Annotated in this window: 14 protein-coding genes; 6 read left to right on the top strand and 8 right to left on the bottom strand. The window is 70.3% G+C overall.

Translation table 11 applies throughout. The features are described from left to right. Positions 1 to 8: 8 nt before the first annotated feature. Entirely contained in the window at positions 9 to 443 is a 435-nt protein-coding gene (locus FRCN3DRAFT_RS0232740; protein WP_007507951.1) for a nitroreductase family deazaflavin-dependent oxidoreductase, read from the bottom strand. A gap of 14 nt (positions 444 to 457) precedes the next feature. Then, positions 458 to 1,231 (bottom strand): SDR family oxidoreductase, encoded by a 774-nt coding sequence (locus FRCN3DRAFT_RS0232735; protein ID WP_007507953.1) that lies wholly within the window; start codon positions 1,229 to 1,231, stop codon positions 458 to 460. Positions 1,232 to 1,308: 77 nt separating this feature from the next. Between FRCN3DRAFT_RS0232735 and FRCN3DRAFT_RS0232730 the strand changes: the two genes are divergently transcribed. Continuing rightward, positions 1,309 to 1,911 carry a TetR/AcrR family transcriptional regulator gene (locus FRCN3DRAFT_RS0232730; RefSeq protein ID WP_269799841.1) on the top strand — a complete coding sequence of 201 codons (603 nt, stop codon included), beginning with the start codon at positions 1,309 to 1,311 and terminating at the stop codon, positions 1,909 to 1,911. 194 nt (positions 1,912 to 2,105) lie between these two features. Then, complete coding sequence (locus tag FRCN3DRAFT_RS0232725) at positions 2,106 to 2,906, top strand: SAM-dependent methyltransferase (protein WP_035925474.1); 801 nt, start codon at positions 2,106 to 2,108, stop codon at positions 2,904 to 2,906. Positions 2,907 to 2,974: 68 nt separating this feature from the next. On the opposite strand, the gene FRCN3DRAFT_RS0232720 is transcribed toward FRCN3DRAFT_RS0232725, so the two are convergent. The 5 genes from FRCN3DRAFT_RS0232720 to FRCN3DRAFT_RS0232695 form a co-directional block, all read right to left on the bottom strand. Further along, positions 2,975 to 3,760, bottom strand: a complete 786-nt coding sequence (locus FRCN3DRAFT_RS0232720; RefSeq protein WP_007507959.1) for a flavin reductase family protein — start codon at positions 3,758 to 3,760, stop codon at positions 2,975 to 2,977. A gap of 851 nt (positions 3,761 to 4,611) precedes the next feature. Next, the gene (locus FRCN3DRAFT_RS0232710) at positions 4,612 to 4,833 is read right to left on the bottom strand and encodes a hypothetical protein (protein WP_027141145.1); all 222 of its coding nucleotides are present in this window, start codon (positions 4,831 to 4,833) and stop codon (positions 4,612 to 4,614) included. A 223-nt stretch (positions 4,834 to 5,056) separates the two neighbouring features. Next, the gene (locus tag FRCN3DRAFT_RS55525) at positions 5,057 to 5,896 is read right to left on the bottom strand and encodes a hypothetical protein (protein WP_007507963.1); all 840 of its coding nucleotides are present in this window, start codon (positions 5,894 to 5,896) and stop codon (positions 5,057 to 5,059) included. A gap of 167 nt (positions 5,897 to 6,063) precedes the next feature. Then, on the bottom strand, positions 6,064 to 6,675 hold the full coding sequence (locus FRCN3DRAFT_RS0232700; RefSeq protein WP_007507964.1) for a hypothetical protein: 612 nt from the start codon (positions 6,673 to 6,675) through the stop codon (positions 6,064 to 6,066). A gap of 429 nt (positions 6,676 to 7,104) precedes the next feature. After that, the gene (locus tag FRCN3DRAFT_RS0232695; RefSeq protein WP_007507966.1) at positions 7,105 to 7,965 is read right to left on the bottom strand and encodes a hypothetical protein; all 861 of its coding nucleotides are present in this window, start codon (positions 7,963 to 7,965) and stop codon (positions 7,105 to 7,107) included. Between the two features lie 169 nt (positions 7,966 to 8,134). Between FRCN3DRAFT_RS0232695 and FRCN3DRAFT_RS0232690 the strand changes: the two genes are divergently transcribed. The 4 genes from FRCN3DRAFT_RS0232690 to FRCN3DRAFT_RS0232670 all read left to right on the top strand — a co-directional run bounded on the left by FRCN3DRAFT_RS0232690 (position 8,135) and on the right by FRCN3DRAFT_RS0232670 (position 13,001). Beyond that, complete coding sequence (locus FRCN3DRAFT_RS0232690) at positions 8,135 to 8,500, top strand: hypothetical protein (RefSeq protein WP_007507968.1); 366 nt, start codon at positions 8,135 to 8,137, stop codon at positions 8,498 to 8,500. A gap of 650 nt (positions 8,501 to 9,150) precedes the next feature. Then, a complete protein-coding gene (locus FRCN3DRAFT_RS0232680; protein ID WP_232794223.1) occupies positions 9,151 to 10,359 on the top strand; it encodes a CaiB/BaiF CoA transferase family protein in 1,209 nt (402 codons plus the stop codon). Then, positions 10,356 to 11,615 (top strand): CaiB/BaiF CoA transferase family protein, encoded by a 1,260-nt coding sequence (locus FRCN3DRAFT_RS0232675; protein ID WP_007507974.1) that lies wholly within the window; start codon positions 10,356 to 10,358, stop codon positions 11,613 to 11,615. The genes FRCN3DRAFT_RS0232680 and FRCN3DRAFT_RS0232675 overlap by 4 nt, the downstream gene beginning before the upstream one ends. A gap of 120 nt (positions 11,616 to 11,735) precedes the next feature. Then, positions 11,736 to 13,001, top strand: a complete 1,266-nt coding sequence (locus tag FRCN3DRAFT_RS0232670; RefSeq protein ID WP_007507976.1) for an ABC transporter substrate-binding protein — start codon at positions 11,736 to 11,738, stop codon at positions 12,999 to 13,001. 121 nt (positions 13,002 to 13,122) lie between these two features. Here FRCN3DRAFT_RS0232670 and FRCN3DRAFT_RS50060 read toward each other — a convergent pair whose 3' ends face one another. Continuing rightward, on the bottom strand, positions 13,123 to 13,806 hold the full coding sequence (locus tag FRCN3DRAFT_RS50060) for a TetR/AcrR family transcriptional regulator (RefSeq protein ID WP_051466435.1): 684 nt from the start codon (positions 13,804 to 13,806) through the stop codon (positions 13,123 to 13,125). Positions 13,807 to 13,894: the final 88 nt, after the last annotated feature.

Raw genomic sequence — 13,894 nt, 5'->3', positions numbered from 1 at the left:
GTGCGGGTTCAGGGGGAGCCCAGGAGGAACATCGGCAGCTCCCGGTCGGTGCGGGCGCGGTATTCGGGGAAATGCGGCCAGGCCGTGTCGGCCGTCTTCCACAGTTCCGTCTTCGCGGCGCCGGATACCTCGCGCGCGTGCATGGTGCGGGTGATGGCACCGTCGCGCACCTCGACGAGCGGGTGCGCGAGCAGGTTGTAGTACCAGACGGGATGGGTGGGCGCGCCGCCGTAGGAGGCGACCACGAGGTAGCCGCCGTCGTGCTCGATCCTGATCAGCGGCGTCTTGCGGAGCTTCCCAGTGGTCGCGCCCCGGTGGGTCAGGATGATGACCGGCCGGTCCTCCAGCATGCCGCCCTCACGCCCGTCGGTCGCCTCGTAGAGCTCGACCTGGTCACGGATCCGCCGGAACGGGCTGGGCTCGTACGCACCCGACAAGGTCATGATCGTCTCGGTTTCTAAACGGTCACGCCGAGCAGGGTGCCGCCGGTCGCGTCGATGGTCTGACCGGTGATCCACCGTGCGTCGGGGGAGGCGAGGAAGGCCACGACGTCGGCGATGTCGACCGGCTCACCGATCCGGTGGAAGGCCGACAGGGCGGCCGTGCGCTCCCTTAGCTGCGGGTCGGCGAGCCAGGGCGCGAGGTCGGTGTCGACGACGCCCGGCGCGACCGCGTTCACGGTGATGCCGCGCGGCCCGAGCTCCTGGGCGAGGGTGTGGGTCAGGACGTTGAGGGCTGCCTTGGTCATCGAGTAGGCGATGGTCATCGGGACGGCGATCCGGGCCGCCGCGGAGGTGATGTTGATGATCCGGCCACCGTCACGGAGCCGGTGCAGGCCATGTTTGAGGATGAACAACGGTGCCTTGGCGTTGACCGCGAACATCTCGTCGAAGTCCTTCTCGGCGGCGTCGCCGATGGCGGCGTAGGCGACGATCCCGGCGTTGTTGACGACGATGTCCAGGCCTGGCGTGTCGGTGAACTCGGCCAGGCCCCGGTCGAACGACTCCCAGAGCGCCGTGGCGTCGCCGGCCTCCCCGAACCTTGCCCGGATCAGGAACGCTCTGCCGCCGCCGCTCTTGATCGTGGCTACCGTCTGCGTGGCCGCTGCCTCGTCGCTCCCGTAGTGGACGGCGACCAGCGCGCCCTCCCGGGCCAGCCGTTCGGCGATGGCCTTGCCGATACCCCTGCTGCCACCGGTGACCAGCGCGGTCTTGCCTGCCAGCGTCCTCATGCCCACATCCTTCTAAAGCGGTCGCTACAGAATTCGGACTGTAGCAGATTCTCTAGCGTTCGGTATAGAATGAGGATGTGGTAGCAGTCCGACGGGGACGACCCAGGGAGTTCGACCGAGCCGCGGCTCTTGATCACGCCCTGGTGTTGTTCTGGGAGCGCGGCTATGAGGCGACCTCCATCGCCGATCTCACGGCGGCAATGGGTGTCGGCGCCCCGAGCCTGTACGCGGCCTTCGGCAGTAAGCGCGAGCTGTTCGACGAGGTCGTGCAGGTCTACGGCCAGACCTACCACGCCTTCATCGCAAGGGCGCTGATCGAGGAGCCGACCCTCAAGGCCGGACTGGACCGCATGTTGCGCGAGGCCGCGGGGGCCTACACCCGTCCCGACCTGCCGCGCGGCTGCCTAGTGATCAGCGCCGCTGTCAACTGCAACGCACCCGAGGTCGAACAGGCCCTGCGCGCCCTGCGCACCACCGACCTCGACGCGCTCGAACGCCTCGTCAACGTCGCGATTGACGCCGGGGAACTGCCCGCCGGCACCGACGCCCGCGCGTTGGCGGTGTACACCAGCGTGGTCATGCAAGGCATGGCCCAACAGGCCCGTGACGGCGCCGATCGCGGCGAACTGGAAGCAGTGGCCGCCCTGGCGATGCGGGCATGGCCCTGGACGGCGCCCTGAACAAGAGTCGGCGGCAACCACCACCAAGCCCGCGAACAGCTGAACCGACCACCCTCGTACGGTGGTACGGTGCTGCATTTTGCGCGCATCGCGCCTGCTGGAGCGAACCTGCTCGCTAGTCCGGTGTGACCATCGGGACTGTCCGGCAAAGGTGAGCGTGAGCATGGGCGTGACGCAGCTGGGCCACCGCCACTCTGGCCACGAGTAGTCGTCAGCCTGTCCCCCACCCGGCCCGGATGTACGACTACTACCTGGGCGGCAAGGACAACTATCCGGCGGACCGCGAGGCGGCTGAGAAGCCGTTGGCCGTGCTGCCCAACGCGCGGATCGTGGCGGCGGAGGGTCGGGCGTTCATGCACCGCACCACCCGCTACCTGGCCCGTGAGGCCGGCATCCGTCAGTTTCTCGACATCGGCACCGGCATCCCGACCTCGCCGAACCTGCACGAGGTCGCGCAGGCGATCGCCCCGGACGCCCGGGTGCTCTACGTGGACAACGACCCGAGCGTGCTCACGCACGCCCGGGCGTTGCTCACCGGCACCTCGATCGGCCGCACCGCCTACCTGGACGCCGACCTGCGGCAACCGGAGAAGATCCTCGGCTCGGCCGAGCTGGCCGACACGTTGGACCTCTCGAAGCCGGTCGCCCTGTCCCTGATCGGGATCTTCCACTTCATCCCGGACACCGACGACCCCTACGGGCTGATCCGCGCCTACCTCGACGCCCTGCCGTCGGGGAGTTACCTGACGTTGAGCCAGTTCACCGCCGACCTGGCACCGGAGGAGGCCGCCCGTGCGGCCGAGGTCTACCACCGCAGCGGCCTGCCCGCCGTCGCTCGCTCCCGGGAGCAGATCGCGCGGTTCTTCGACGGCCTGGAACCCGTTGATCCCGGTGTCGCGCTCATTCACCGCTGGCGCCCGGACGAGGCTGGCACCGCGGACGAGCCGACCGACGCACAGGTCAGCGCCTACGGCGCCCTCGCGCGCAAACCGTGATCCGGCCGGTCCCGGTTGCGCGGGCTACGCGCCGAGCTGGGTAGGCCGTCGGTAGCCGCGCGAGCCGTTCAGGGGCCGGACGGCGACCGGCCGCGAATGCCGAGATCGCCCTCGGCGGCCTTTCCGCCGCCGTCCCTCCGGCTCCGGCCGCCGTCGGCCTTGCCCGCCGCGGCCTTCCCCGCGGCGCTGGCTTTGCCGGTGGAGGCGGCTTTCCCCGCGGCGTTGGCATTCCCCGCGCCGCCGGCCGTCCCGGCCGTGCTGGTCGCCCCGCCGCCGGCCGGCTTACCGCCGGTCCCGGGGCCGTCGTCGTGTTTGAGGACGGTGCCGTAGCCGCCGTCGTGGTAGACGAGCGGCTCCGCCGTGGGATCGACCCGGCTTTCGAGGATCTCCGCGACCACCAGCCAGTGGTCGCCCGTGGCGGAGCGATCCCGAATTCGGCAGCGCAGCCAGGTGGTCGCGTCGAGCAGCAGCGGTTCGCCGGTGTCGAGCCGACGCCAGCGGGTGGGCGCGGCGAACCGATCGGCGCCCGGCAGGGCGAAGCGCGCGGCGAGGTCCTGCTGGTCCCGGGAGAGCAGGTGAACGATGAGCGTCTCGGCGGCGCGCAGCGTCGGCGCGATCGACGACCGGACCGACAACGCCAGCGCGAGCAACGGGGGGCGCTCGGACAGGGAGGCCACCGAGGTCGCGGTGAAGCCCACCGGACCGCGCTGCCCGGACATCGTCACGATCGTGACGCCCGCCGCGTGCCGCCGGAAGGCAAGGCGCATCGCCTCGGCGCCGGCGTCGTCGCGGCTGTCGCCCGGGGTCCGGGACGCCGCCCGGGGCGATGACGGCGACGGTATGCGATTCGGCATGTTCGCACCTGCTCCGTTCGTGCTCGTCCACCGTATCCACGCGCGTCGGTGCGGGCACCCGCCCGGCCGGTGCCACGGCCTGGAGTGGCGTGGCGTGTCGTCGACAAGGCAAGTCGACAAGGCAAGCGGTGTCCAGGTGAGCGGCCCCTCGAACACTACTGACACACATGCCGATGTTCGATGCCGTGCCACCATGTCCGCCGCGCCCGCCACCGGGCCGGTCAGGCCAGGAGGGTGAGTCCGCGCAGGACGGCGTCGAGCGTCACCAGGAGCAGGAACTTCGCGACCTGTCAGAGCGGCTCCGGCATGCCGGAGCCGTGCAGGTGCGTGACGACGAGGTCGCTGACGTCGAGCTGGGTCTCGCGGTCGCTGCCGTGGCTGACCGCGGCCGTACCTGGGCCTAGGGCTGGCGGGGCCGCGCCCGGCGACGACGGGGATCCGTGGATCGGCGTGGATCGGGCGAGCGGCGAGGATCCGACGAGCGGCGGGGACCCGCGGAGCTACGGGGATCCGCGGAACGACGGGGATCGGCGGAGCGATTGCTCGCGACGGCGGGCGCGTCGAGGCCGGTCGTCTCGAAGTCGGTTGGTTCGACATCGTCCGGCCCGAAGTCGGGGGCCCGGAAGAGGTCAGTCGTCAGCTGTGCTGACTCGCGCCGTGGCGGGGCTGGTGCTGGTTCGAGCGCGGAGAAGAGGGGGGTCTCGGTCGTGTCGATGGGGGCTGTCTCGCTTTCAGGACGTGGCGGCCGAGCGGAACGATCAGGTAGCACGCCAACCGGACCGCGGACGAAACCGTCCGCGGCCTAGGCGCACCAAGCGTCCTCGGAGACCGAAGATCGAAGTTGCTCGGCGTCAGAGATGGGACATCTTGCTGAACGGGCTCAGGATGCGAATCTGCTCGGATCCGAAATCGACGAGTACGGCGATCTCCTCCTCGACTCGGGTCACCCGGCCGAGACCGTACGTGTCGTGGACGACCCGGTCTCCTAGAGCGAACCGTTCGCACCGTGGAGTAACCGGCGCCTTGAAGGGGCTGGTGGGCAAGTGGCGCTTGGGTGCCGCGGGCCTTGTCATTGGTTCCAGTATGCGCCTGCCGAGCCTGTCAGGTGGTTCGTAACGACCGGATGATGGGCGCCGACCCACAATCGATCATGCCGTGGCCGTCAGTAGGGCCACAATCTCGCCTCGCGTCGCCCGAGCCGGCGACGCCCTGGTCGGGCTCGGACCACTGGTCTGCGCCCGACCGGGGCGTGGGATGGCGGCTCCATGGGGGAGGCGCCGCGGGGCGGTTGGGTGCTCAGCGGCTGCTGAGGACCTTGTCGAAGAAGTCCCGGTAGCCGCGCAGCGCCCGGCGCAGGTCCTCGGTGGACGGCTCGCCGTGCGTGTGCCACGCGTCCCGCAGTCCCGAGTGCTCGCGGTTGATCCGCTCGGTCAGCGACCGCACGGCGTCGTCGACGAGTCGGTCGGCCTTCTCGACGGCCTCCCGCGGATTGTCGACGAACTCCAGCAGCACCTGCCGCCAGTCTCCGGCCTGCCGCTCACTGCCGGCATCCGCACCAGCGGTGGCGTCGGTGGCGGGGGCGGCATCGGTGTCGGCGGCGGCTGCCGCGGCGGCTGCCTCGGCGTCGATGGGACCGGTGCCCGCGGCGGCGGCCTCGGCGTCGAACGCGCTCGCGTCGTCGAACGCCCGGGGACCCTGGGGATCGGCGGCGACGGGCTCATCGGCGAACGGGCCGGCGGTGCCGTCGCGAGTATCGGAGACCGAAGCCGGCGGGGTCGGCACGTCTGTCCCTGTAGGCGTCACAGTCGGGGTCACGGTCTCGTGTGCCGCGGTGGGTTCGGCGACCACGGGCTCGTCGACGAGGTCGTCGTCGGTGAAATCGGGATCGGTGACGTCCCGGTCGGTGACGCCCCGGTCCGTGACGTCCCGGTCGGTGACGCCCCGGTCCGTGACGTCTCCGTCGGTGACGTCTCGGGTGTCGGTGTCATCGCGGGTGTCGAGGTCCGAGGCGTGCGGGGTCGGTGCGCTGGTCCCGGCCGGAGCCACGACCTGGTGCGCCGCGGTGGCATCCGTGGGTTCGGAGTCGTTCGTGGACGCCACTTCATCAGTGGATGGTCGTCGGTCGAACAGGTTCATCTCGCGTCCTCCTCGGGGACCACGCCGGCCGGGGTGTTGCCGGCCGGTTCCTTGCGGTTGGCGGGGCTGCGGGGTTGGCGGGACTGCGGGGTGGCGAACCTCGCCGCTCAAGACGGGACGCGCGGGGGCTCGGGGCCCAGGTCGGGCGGGATCTCGGTGGCTGGTGGTCAGGCGCGGGAGCGGTCCGGCCCGGACAAGGCCGGGGACGGGTCCCTACCCGGGGTCTTCGCTCCCCGCGAGCCGTCCTCCACGAGCCACTCGAACAGCTCCCGGTAGTGGATGAAGGCCGACCGCAGCTTCTCGGTGCCCTGGCCGTCGACCTGGCTGGACGCTCCGGCGTGGGCCTGCCGGTAGGAGCTGACGACCTCGGGCCGATCGGCCGAGATCAGCTCAGCGCGCCCGTCGAAGTCCGCCTCCGGGTAGCCACGGGTACGCATCACGTCCGCGATGAGCAGGTCCGCCTGCTGGGTGGCCTCGGCCGGCTCGTCCACGAACTGGGCCTGCAGCCCGTCCCAGCGGGCCACATAGCTGGCGCGCTCGTCGGCGTCGAGGGGGCGGATGTCGAGTTCGTCGCGGCGGCGGGCGATCTCCGCGAGCCTGCGCTTGGCCTCCTGCTGGTCACCGCTCTGTTCGACCGCCCGGTCGTATTCCGGGCCGAATCTGCGGCGCAGCGCGCGGGTCGAACCGCCGTGTTGGCCCGCGCCCCGGACGAATATGACCAGGACCACGACCAGCGCGATCACGCAGATCGCCAGAATGATCCACCCCAATGCCGACATGCCGCAACCTCCGTAAGATCGGGCTGTCTGCCCGTTACGTTCCGCCTGCTACGACCGCTCCGGTACCCGCGATCTTGGGCGGTAAACGCCGGAGCCCGGCGGCCGCACGGCGATGGTCGTTCGCCCGATACCGCCCGTCCGGTGCCGCGTGGCCGCCGGAAGCGCCTCGGGGCGTGTCCGCGACGAGTGGGGGCGCGCCGGTCTCCAAGGCGCCGGCGGCAACCGGGTCAGGTTCGACTGGCCCGCGTCGGACAGCTCGCCACCCACGTCGGTCAGGCACGCCTGAGTCCGTCAGCCGAGACCCAGGACTGATGACGACACTGATGACGAGAAGAATCAACGGACGGAAAATTTAGTCATTCTCTTAGTCGTCCGACTGTTAGTCGTCCACTAGTCGTCCACGCGGCTCTCATTCACGTGTCCGGATAGTCATCGATCGCCACGCGCTCCCCGTCGGGAAATCAGCCGCCGGCGGGGAGCCGAATCGGCGGAGCCCACGGGTGCGGCCAGGTCCTCGACGTCGCCGCCGGGGAGCCTCGAGACGACCAGCGGTGAACCGTCGTCAGGATGGCCGGGCCAGGACAGGACGCTCGCCGCGGCCGGCTCGGACTGGTCGAAGGCGATCTGTCCGTCTCGGTAGAGAAGGGCCATGTCGAACATCACGGCGAAAAGGCCGCGCCCGAGCAGGAAGGCAAGGTCGCTGACCGTCCGCCGGCCGTTCACCCGCGCCAGGATCTCCACCCGGCCCTCGTCGATCGGTGGGATCGCCGGGAGGGTTCGCGGATGGGCCCGCGCGTGCAGGCCCTGCTCGCGCCACCCGGCCGCGACCGCGAGCCGGCGCCGGGTCTCCCGGACCACGCGGCCGACGTCCATCCCTGGCACCAGCGGTATGAGCGGGTCCGCGACGTCCGGATCGGGCACGCACGCGAAGACGTCCGCGAGCGCCAGCGCGAACAGGGCGTCCATCGCGGCCGTCTGGGTCACGACCTGCACGGACGTGTCGCCGAGCAGGCCGCGCCTGACCAGCTCGGTGCGCAGCCTGCCCGCCGGCGCGGCCTCGACCAGGGCCTCGGCCCAGTCCTCGTGAGATACCCGCCCCGACCGCAGCAGCAGGGATTCGACCCCCGGGGTGACCGGGGTGTCGGCGGCGACCAGCAGGCCGGAACTCAGGACTACCGTTCCCCCGCCCCGCGCGCCCTCGGTCCGCAGCGTCCCCGAGAAACGTTCCTCGCCGAGCCGTGACAATACGTCTAGAAGAACATAACCATCCGCCGCGGTGTCCGCGCCCATCGCGTTCCACCCCCTCATCCCAGTGACAGCGAACAGGGGGAAGGATATGGTGCGTTGCGACCAAGTGCTACCAGTCCAGCCAACGAGCGCGCAAACGATGGCAGACCGGTTCACGAAAAAAACAACCCACGCACAATGACAAACTGGCCGTTGAATCGGGGAGGGCTGTATGGACATCGATACCGCGTTGAAGGAAGCTATGGCGCTCGACGGTGCGATCGGAGCCGCGCTGGTCGACTACGAGAGCGGAATGATGCTGGGCTCGGCCGGCGGCGGCCGCGCGCTCAACCTCGAGATCGCCGCCGCCGGCAACACCGATGTGGTTCGCGCCAAGGCGAGGACGCTGGAGGCACTTGGCATCCGGGAGGGGATCGAGGACATCCTCATCACCCTGGACCGGCAGTACCACGTCATCCGCCTGCTTACCCGCGGCGGCAGCAGGCTGTTCCTGTACCTCGCCCTGGACCGCGCGCGGGCCAACCTCGCCATGGCCCGCCACGGCCTCCGGACGATCGAACGTGAACTAAGCATGTGACGTCGCGGCGACCCACCGGATTTTGGGACCGCCTGCACGTCCGCTCGCGGCCCTCGCCGCTGTGATTCCGTGATTCCGTGATTCCGTGCGCCCGGTCCGTCGAACTGACTGTGCCGCGGCGGTGCTGGAACGCGTCGACCGCCCTTCCGTGGCGGCCGACGACGTGAGGGTCGCCAGGGTGAGTACGGCACCTGTGATCACATTCGGACGTCACCGGCGTCGAGCCCTCGGCGCCCGGTGACATCCGGCCTGGTCATCGCGTAACACGGCTCGACGATCGCGGTGCTCTCCTTCGGTCTCCATCTCCCATCCCTCGGTCTCGAAGCGTGCCCGGCGGCCGTCCGGCCGCCGGGTAGCGGGGCCCCGACGGCCGCGACGGTGACGACACTCGTCGTGGCGGTGGCGAGCAGGGTGTGGATCAGCCCGCGGCGCGCCCCGAGGCGAGGCGTGACCACCCGGGTCTGGACTTTTCTGCCAAGCGCTTGATAGAAACCGTGCTCCACGGGTGGTCCACCCGTCGCGGGGACTGATGCGGGAGGCAGCAAGTGGTCGGATCGTCGTCGCGGGCCGCTTCCGATGAGGCTGCCGATCGGTGGGCCGGGTGCCCACCCGATCTTGAGACCAGGTCGACGGCCTTACGCCGAATCCGCGTGTGTGATCTCAGCGGGCAGCTTGCCGGCGCCGGGGCAACCAGGATTCTCGCCGCGTTCGGCGCTCAGGTGATCCGCGTCGAGGATCCGACGACGAGCGGCGGCTGGGACATCGTCCGCGGGGCCCCGCCCTTCCACGACGGACGCCGCGGCATCGAGTTCGGCGGCAGCTTCAACAACCACAACGCCGAGAAGCTGGGAGTCACGATCAACCTGCGCACTGAGCGCGGGCGTGACCTGCTCGCCCGGCTGATCGCGATCTCGGACGTCGTCACCGAGAACTTCGCCGGTGGGGTGTTCGCCCGGCTCGGCTTCCCGTATGAACGGCTTCAGGAGATCAAGCCCGACATCGTCTACGTCTCGCACAGCGGGTTCGGCGCCGCTGGTCCCTACCGCGACTTCCGTACCTGGGGGCCGATCGTCCAGGCGGTAAGCGGCCTTACCTTCACCGCGGGTCTGGCGGGACAGCCGCCGGCCGGCTGGGGCTTCTCCTACATGGACCACATGGGCGCCTACGCCATGGCGATCGCGATTCTCGCGGCGCTGTGGCACCGCGACCGGACCGGCGAGGGGCAGTGGGTCGACCTGGCCGGTGTCGAGGTCGGCCTGAGCCTCACCGGCCCCGAGATCCTCGACCACCACCTCAACGGGCGCTCCCCGCGGCAGCCGGGCTCGGTCGACTCCAACCGCGGCCGCGCGCCGGCGATGGCACCGCACGGGATCTACCCGGCGCGGGGCGAGGACCGTTGGGTAGCGGTGGCCTGCCGCGACGACCACGACTGGCGGCGGCTCGCGGACGAGATCGACCAGCCGTGGGCCACGAGCACGGAGCTGGCGACACTCGCCGCCCGGCTCGCCGACCAGGATGCGCTGGATGCCCTGCTGGCCGCGTGGACCGCCGGGTTCGACAACCATGAGCTCGCGGCCCGTCTCGTCGCCGCCGGGGTCCCGGCCAGCCCCGTCCGTACGCCGGCCGAACGGATCGACGGGGTTGCGGCGACGCCCGGCTGGGACCTTTGGCCGACGGTCGTGCATCCCGACATCGGGCCGGCACGGGTCGAAGGGCTACCGGTGCACCTGTCGGAGACCGACTGGTCGCTGCGTCGCGGCGCTCCCCGGCTCGGCCAGCACAACCGCTTCGTCCTGGGCGATCTGCTCGAGGTCGGCGAGACCGAGCTGGAGGAGCTGACGGCCGAGGGCACGATATGAGCGGCCCGACGACAGGCCCGACGACTGGCCCGCTGCACGGGCTGCGCGTCCTGGAGATCGCCGGGGAGTTCTCCGCCTACCCAGGCAAGCTGCTCGCCGACCTGGGCGCGAACGTCATCGTGGTCGAACCGCCCGGCGGCTCGGTGACCCGCTCATGGGGTCCGTTCGCCGGCGACCAGCCGGCGCCCGGGACGAGCCTGCACTGGCGGCACTACAACACCTCGAAAAGAGGCGTCCTTCTCGACCCGCGCGACGACGCGGACCGCGAGCCCTTCCAGCGGCTGCTCACCGACTGCGACGTGCTCCTGGAAGGGCTGCCGGCGCGGGACCTCGCCGCGTTCGGCCTCGACCCGGCGACGCTCGCGGACGCGTACCCATCGCTCGTCTGGGTCTCGGTCACGCCGTTCGGGCGGCGCGGGTCGCCACCCGAGACCCCGACCACCGATCTCACGTTGCTGGCCGGCGGAGGCCCGGTACACAGCTGCGGCTATGACGACCACACACTGCCGCCGGTGCGCGGCGCCGGGGGGCAGAGCGCACACGTCGCGGGATCCTTCGCGGTCGCGGCCGCGCTCACCGCACTGCTGCACCGCGACATGTCCGGGCACGGGCAACACGTCGACGTCAGCGTCGACGCGGCCCTCAACGTCTCCAGCGAACTGGCCACCGTCCAGTACCTCGCCGATGGCGGCATCGTCCGGCGACTGACCGGTCGGCACGCGATGGTCGAGCCGACCGCCCCGACGCAGGTTCAGGCGGCCGACGGACACCATGTCGTCCTCGGCTTCCCGCCGCGGGCGGCGGAGGACTACGCCTCGATCGCCGAGTGGATCGACCTCGTCGGGCTGCGCGACGAGTTCCCGGACGTGGTCCTGCTGGAGCTCGCGGTGGAGCGCGGCGGCGTCGCCGTCGTCGAGCTCGCGACGGACCCACTGGCGATGGAGATCTGGAACGCGTCGCGCGACGCGATGATGCTGCTCGCCGAGCGGCTGCCGGGATATGACTTCTTCCTGGGCTGCCAACAGCGCGGGCTCGTCGCGGGATTCGTGGCGTCTCCGGAAGAGGCGATCGCCGACCCACACCTTGTCGCCCGCGGATTCGCCACCGAAGTGACCGATCCCTACACCGGCCGGACTGAGACCCATCCCGGGACGCCCTACCGCTTCAGTCGCACCCCCTGGCGGATCTCCCGGCCGGCTCCCCTGCTCGGGGAACACACCGAAAGCGTCCTGAAGACCGGTTGGTCCGAGGGCTGAGCTCATCCCCGACGAATTCACGGGTCTGTGCACGACGAAGAGATGGGACCGTTCATGAAAAACATCGGGATCTGGCCTGCGCGCACGGGACGCCGACGAGTCGGGTGGCGCCCGAGTGGAATGAAGTTAGCCGCCGCGACCGGCGTGGCCGCGAGCCTGTTCCTGCTGGCCGCCTGCGGCGGCGGTGACAACGGTGACAACGGCGATAGCGGCGACGGCGGCACGGCGACGGCCGGCGCCGCGAGCTCCGCCGACGTGCTCGGGCCGTCCGCCCCGGCGAAGGGCGCTCCGGTCCGGATCGGCATGATCTCGGACGGCAAGGGCCCCGTCTCGGACCTGTCCTACGAGCCGCGCGTCGCCGACGCCACCATCAAGTGGCTCAACGAGCACCGTTCCGGAATCGCCGGCCGGCCGATCGAGCTGGTGAAATGCGAAGCCCTGGCGGATCCGGGCAAGGGCACCGACTGCGCCAACCAGATGGTCGAGCAGAACGTCGTGGCCGTCGTCGTCGGCTCGTCGTCGGTCGGGGAGAGCATCTGGGCGCCGCTGCACGCGGCGAAGATCCCGTTGATGTTCGCGAACACGTCCGCCTCTGTGGTCCTGAACGACGGCGAGACGTCGTTCAACCTGACCGACCCGTACTTCGGTCAGATCAACCTGCCGGCCCAGGTGGCGAAGGACAAGGGTCTCAAGAAGGTCACCGCCGTGGTGATCGACGTGCCCGTCGTGGCGGACTTCTACAAGTCGTTCGCGCCGGCGAGGTTCCAGAAGCTGGGTATCGACCTCGACGTCGTCTCCGTCCCGCCGGGCACGGCCGACATGACACCGCAGCTGCGGAACATCGCCTCCGGTGAGCCGAGCGTCGTGTCGATCATCGGCGGTGACGCCTTCTGTATCAGTGCGCTGAACGGCCTGCGCGCGGTCGGGTTCACCGGCTCGGTCGTGGCCGTGGGACTGTGCATCACCGACGCGACGCGCAAGGCGGTGCCCGGGTCCTCGCTCAAGGGCATCTCCGTCTCCGCGTCCGCGCCCATCGGCACGGACAGCCCATCGACCCGCCTCCTGGGTGCCGTGGTCAAGACCTACGGCCATGACATCGACGTCAACCGGTCCGGCACGATGAGCATGTTCACCGTGGTCGCCGCCCTGGGGTCCGCGCTGGAGGGGCTCACCGGTGACGTCACGCCCGCGTCGGTGGCCGCCGCCATCAAGGGGATGCCGGAGAAGGAGCTGCCGGGCGCCGGAGGCCTGCGTTTTCGCTGCAACGGCAAGGCGGTTCCCGACCAGCCCGGGGGGTGCGTCCGAGGTGGGCTGATCGCGACCCTGAACGACAAGGGCCAGCCGACCGACTACAGGCCGTTCGGGGTTTCCTCGATCGGGAACTGAGCCGGTAGCCGGCCGAGGGCTGGGCCGGTCACCGTTTCGGCGGCGTCCGGCCCGGCCGCTCGTCGCGCCGGACGGAGCCCGGCCACCGGGAACGGGCGACCCTACACCGCCGAGCTCGCCGTCACCGCGCCGACGCCGCCTCGGGCCTCTGACCATGGGACGCGGCCTGCCGCTCTGGCGCCCCCGGAGGGTCCGCGGCGGGGACGTTGCCGGCCAACACGCTCGTGACGACGTCGACCAGCATCATCAGCAGCCGGCCGTGCGTCGTCGCGACCTGGGAATTCACCCATTCGACGACGCCGCTGTTTCCCGTGCCGGACAGGATCAGCACGAACGCGCAGGCCACCCGATAGACGCGTTCCGCTTCGCCGAGACCTGGTGTGAGCGGGGTGAGCAGTGCCACGACGGCCTCGCTCTGCGGCGTGGACCGTGAGTTCACGAGATGCCGGAACTCGGGATCGTTCATCAGGGCGGCCAGGAAGGGGTGGTAGTACCGACCGGTCTCGTGTTCGGCCATCTCGGTCGCCGCGACCACCATGGCATGGGCGATGTCGCGAATGGTGACGTCCCGGTCCGGGACGTTCACGGTGAACAGGCGCTCGATTTCGACACGGAGCTCCTCGGTGCGCGCGTCGACGATCGCGAGCACCAGAGCCGCCTTGGAACCGAAATGATAGTGGATGGCGTCCCGGCTGATGCCGGCTTCGGCGGTGATCTGCCGGGTGGAGGTGCGGGCGATTCCCTGCACCGCGAAAAGCCGTTCCGCGGTTCGGAGAAGGAGCTGCCGCGTATGGATGCCACGCACATCCTTACGCACATCCTTACGCACGTCCGGACGAGCGGGAATCCCCGACATAAAACGTCAGTATACCGGAACGTCCGCGTGCTCCGGC

Source organism: Pseudofrankia saprophytica, from assembly GCF_000235425.2.
Taxonomy (GTDB): Bacteria; Actinomycetota; Actinomycetes; order Frankiales; family Frankiaceae; genus Pseudofrankia; species Pseudofrankia saprophytica.
The sequence above is the reverse complement of the archived record's forward strand: the minus strand, read 5'-3'. Positions and strand labels throughout refer to the sequence as shown.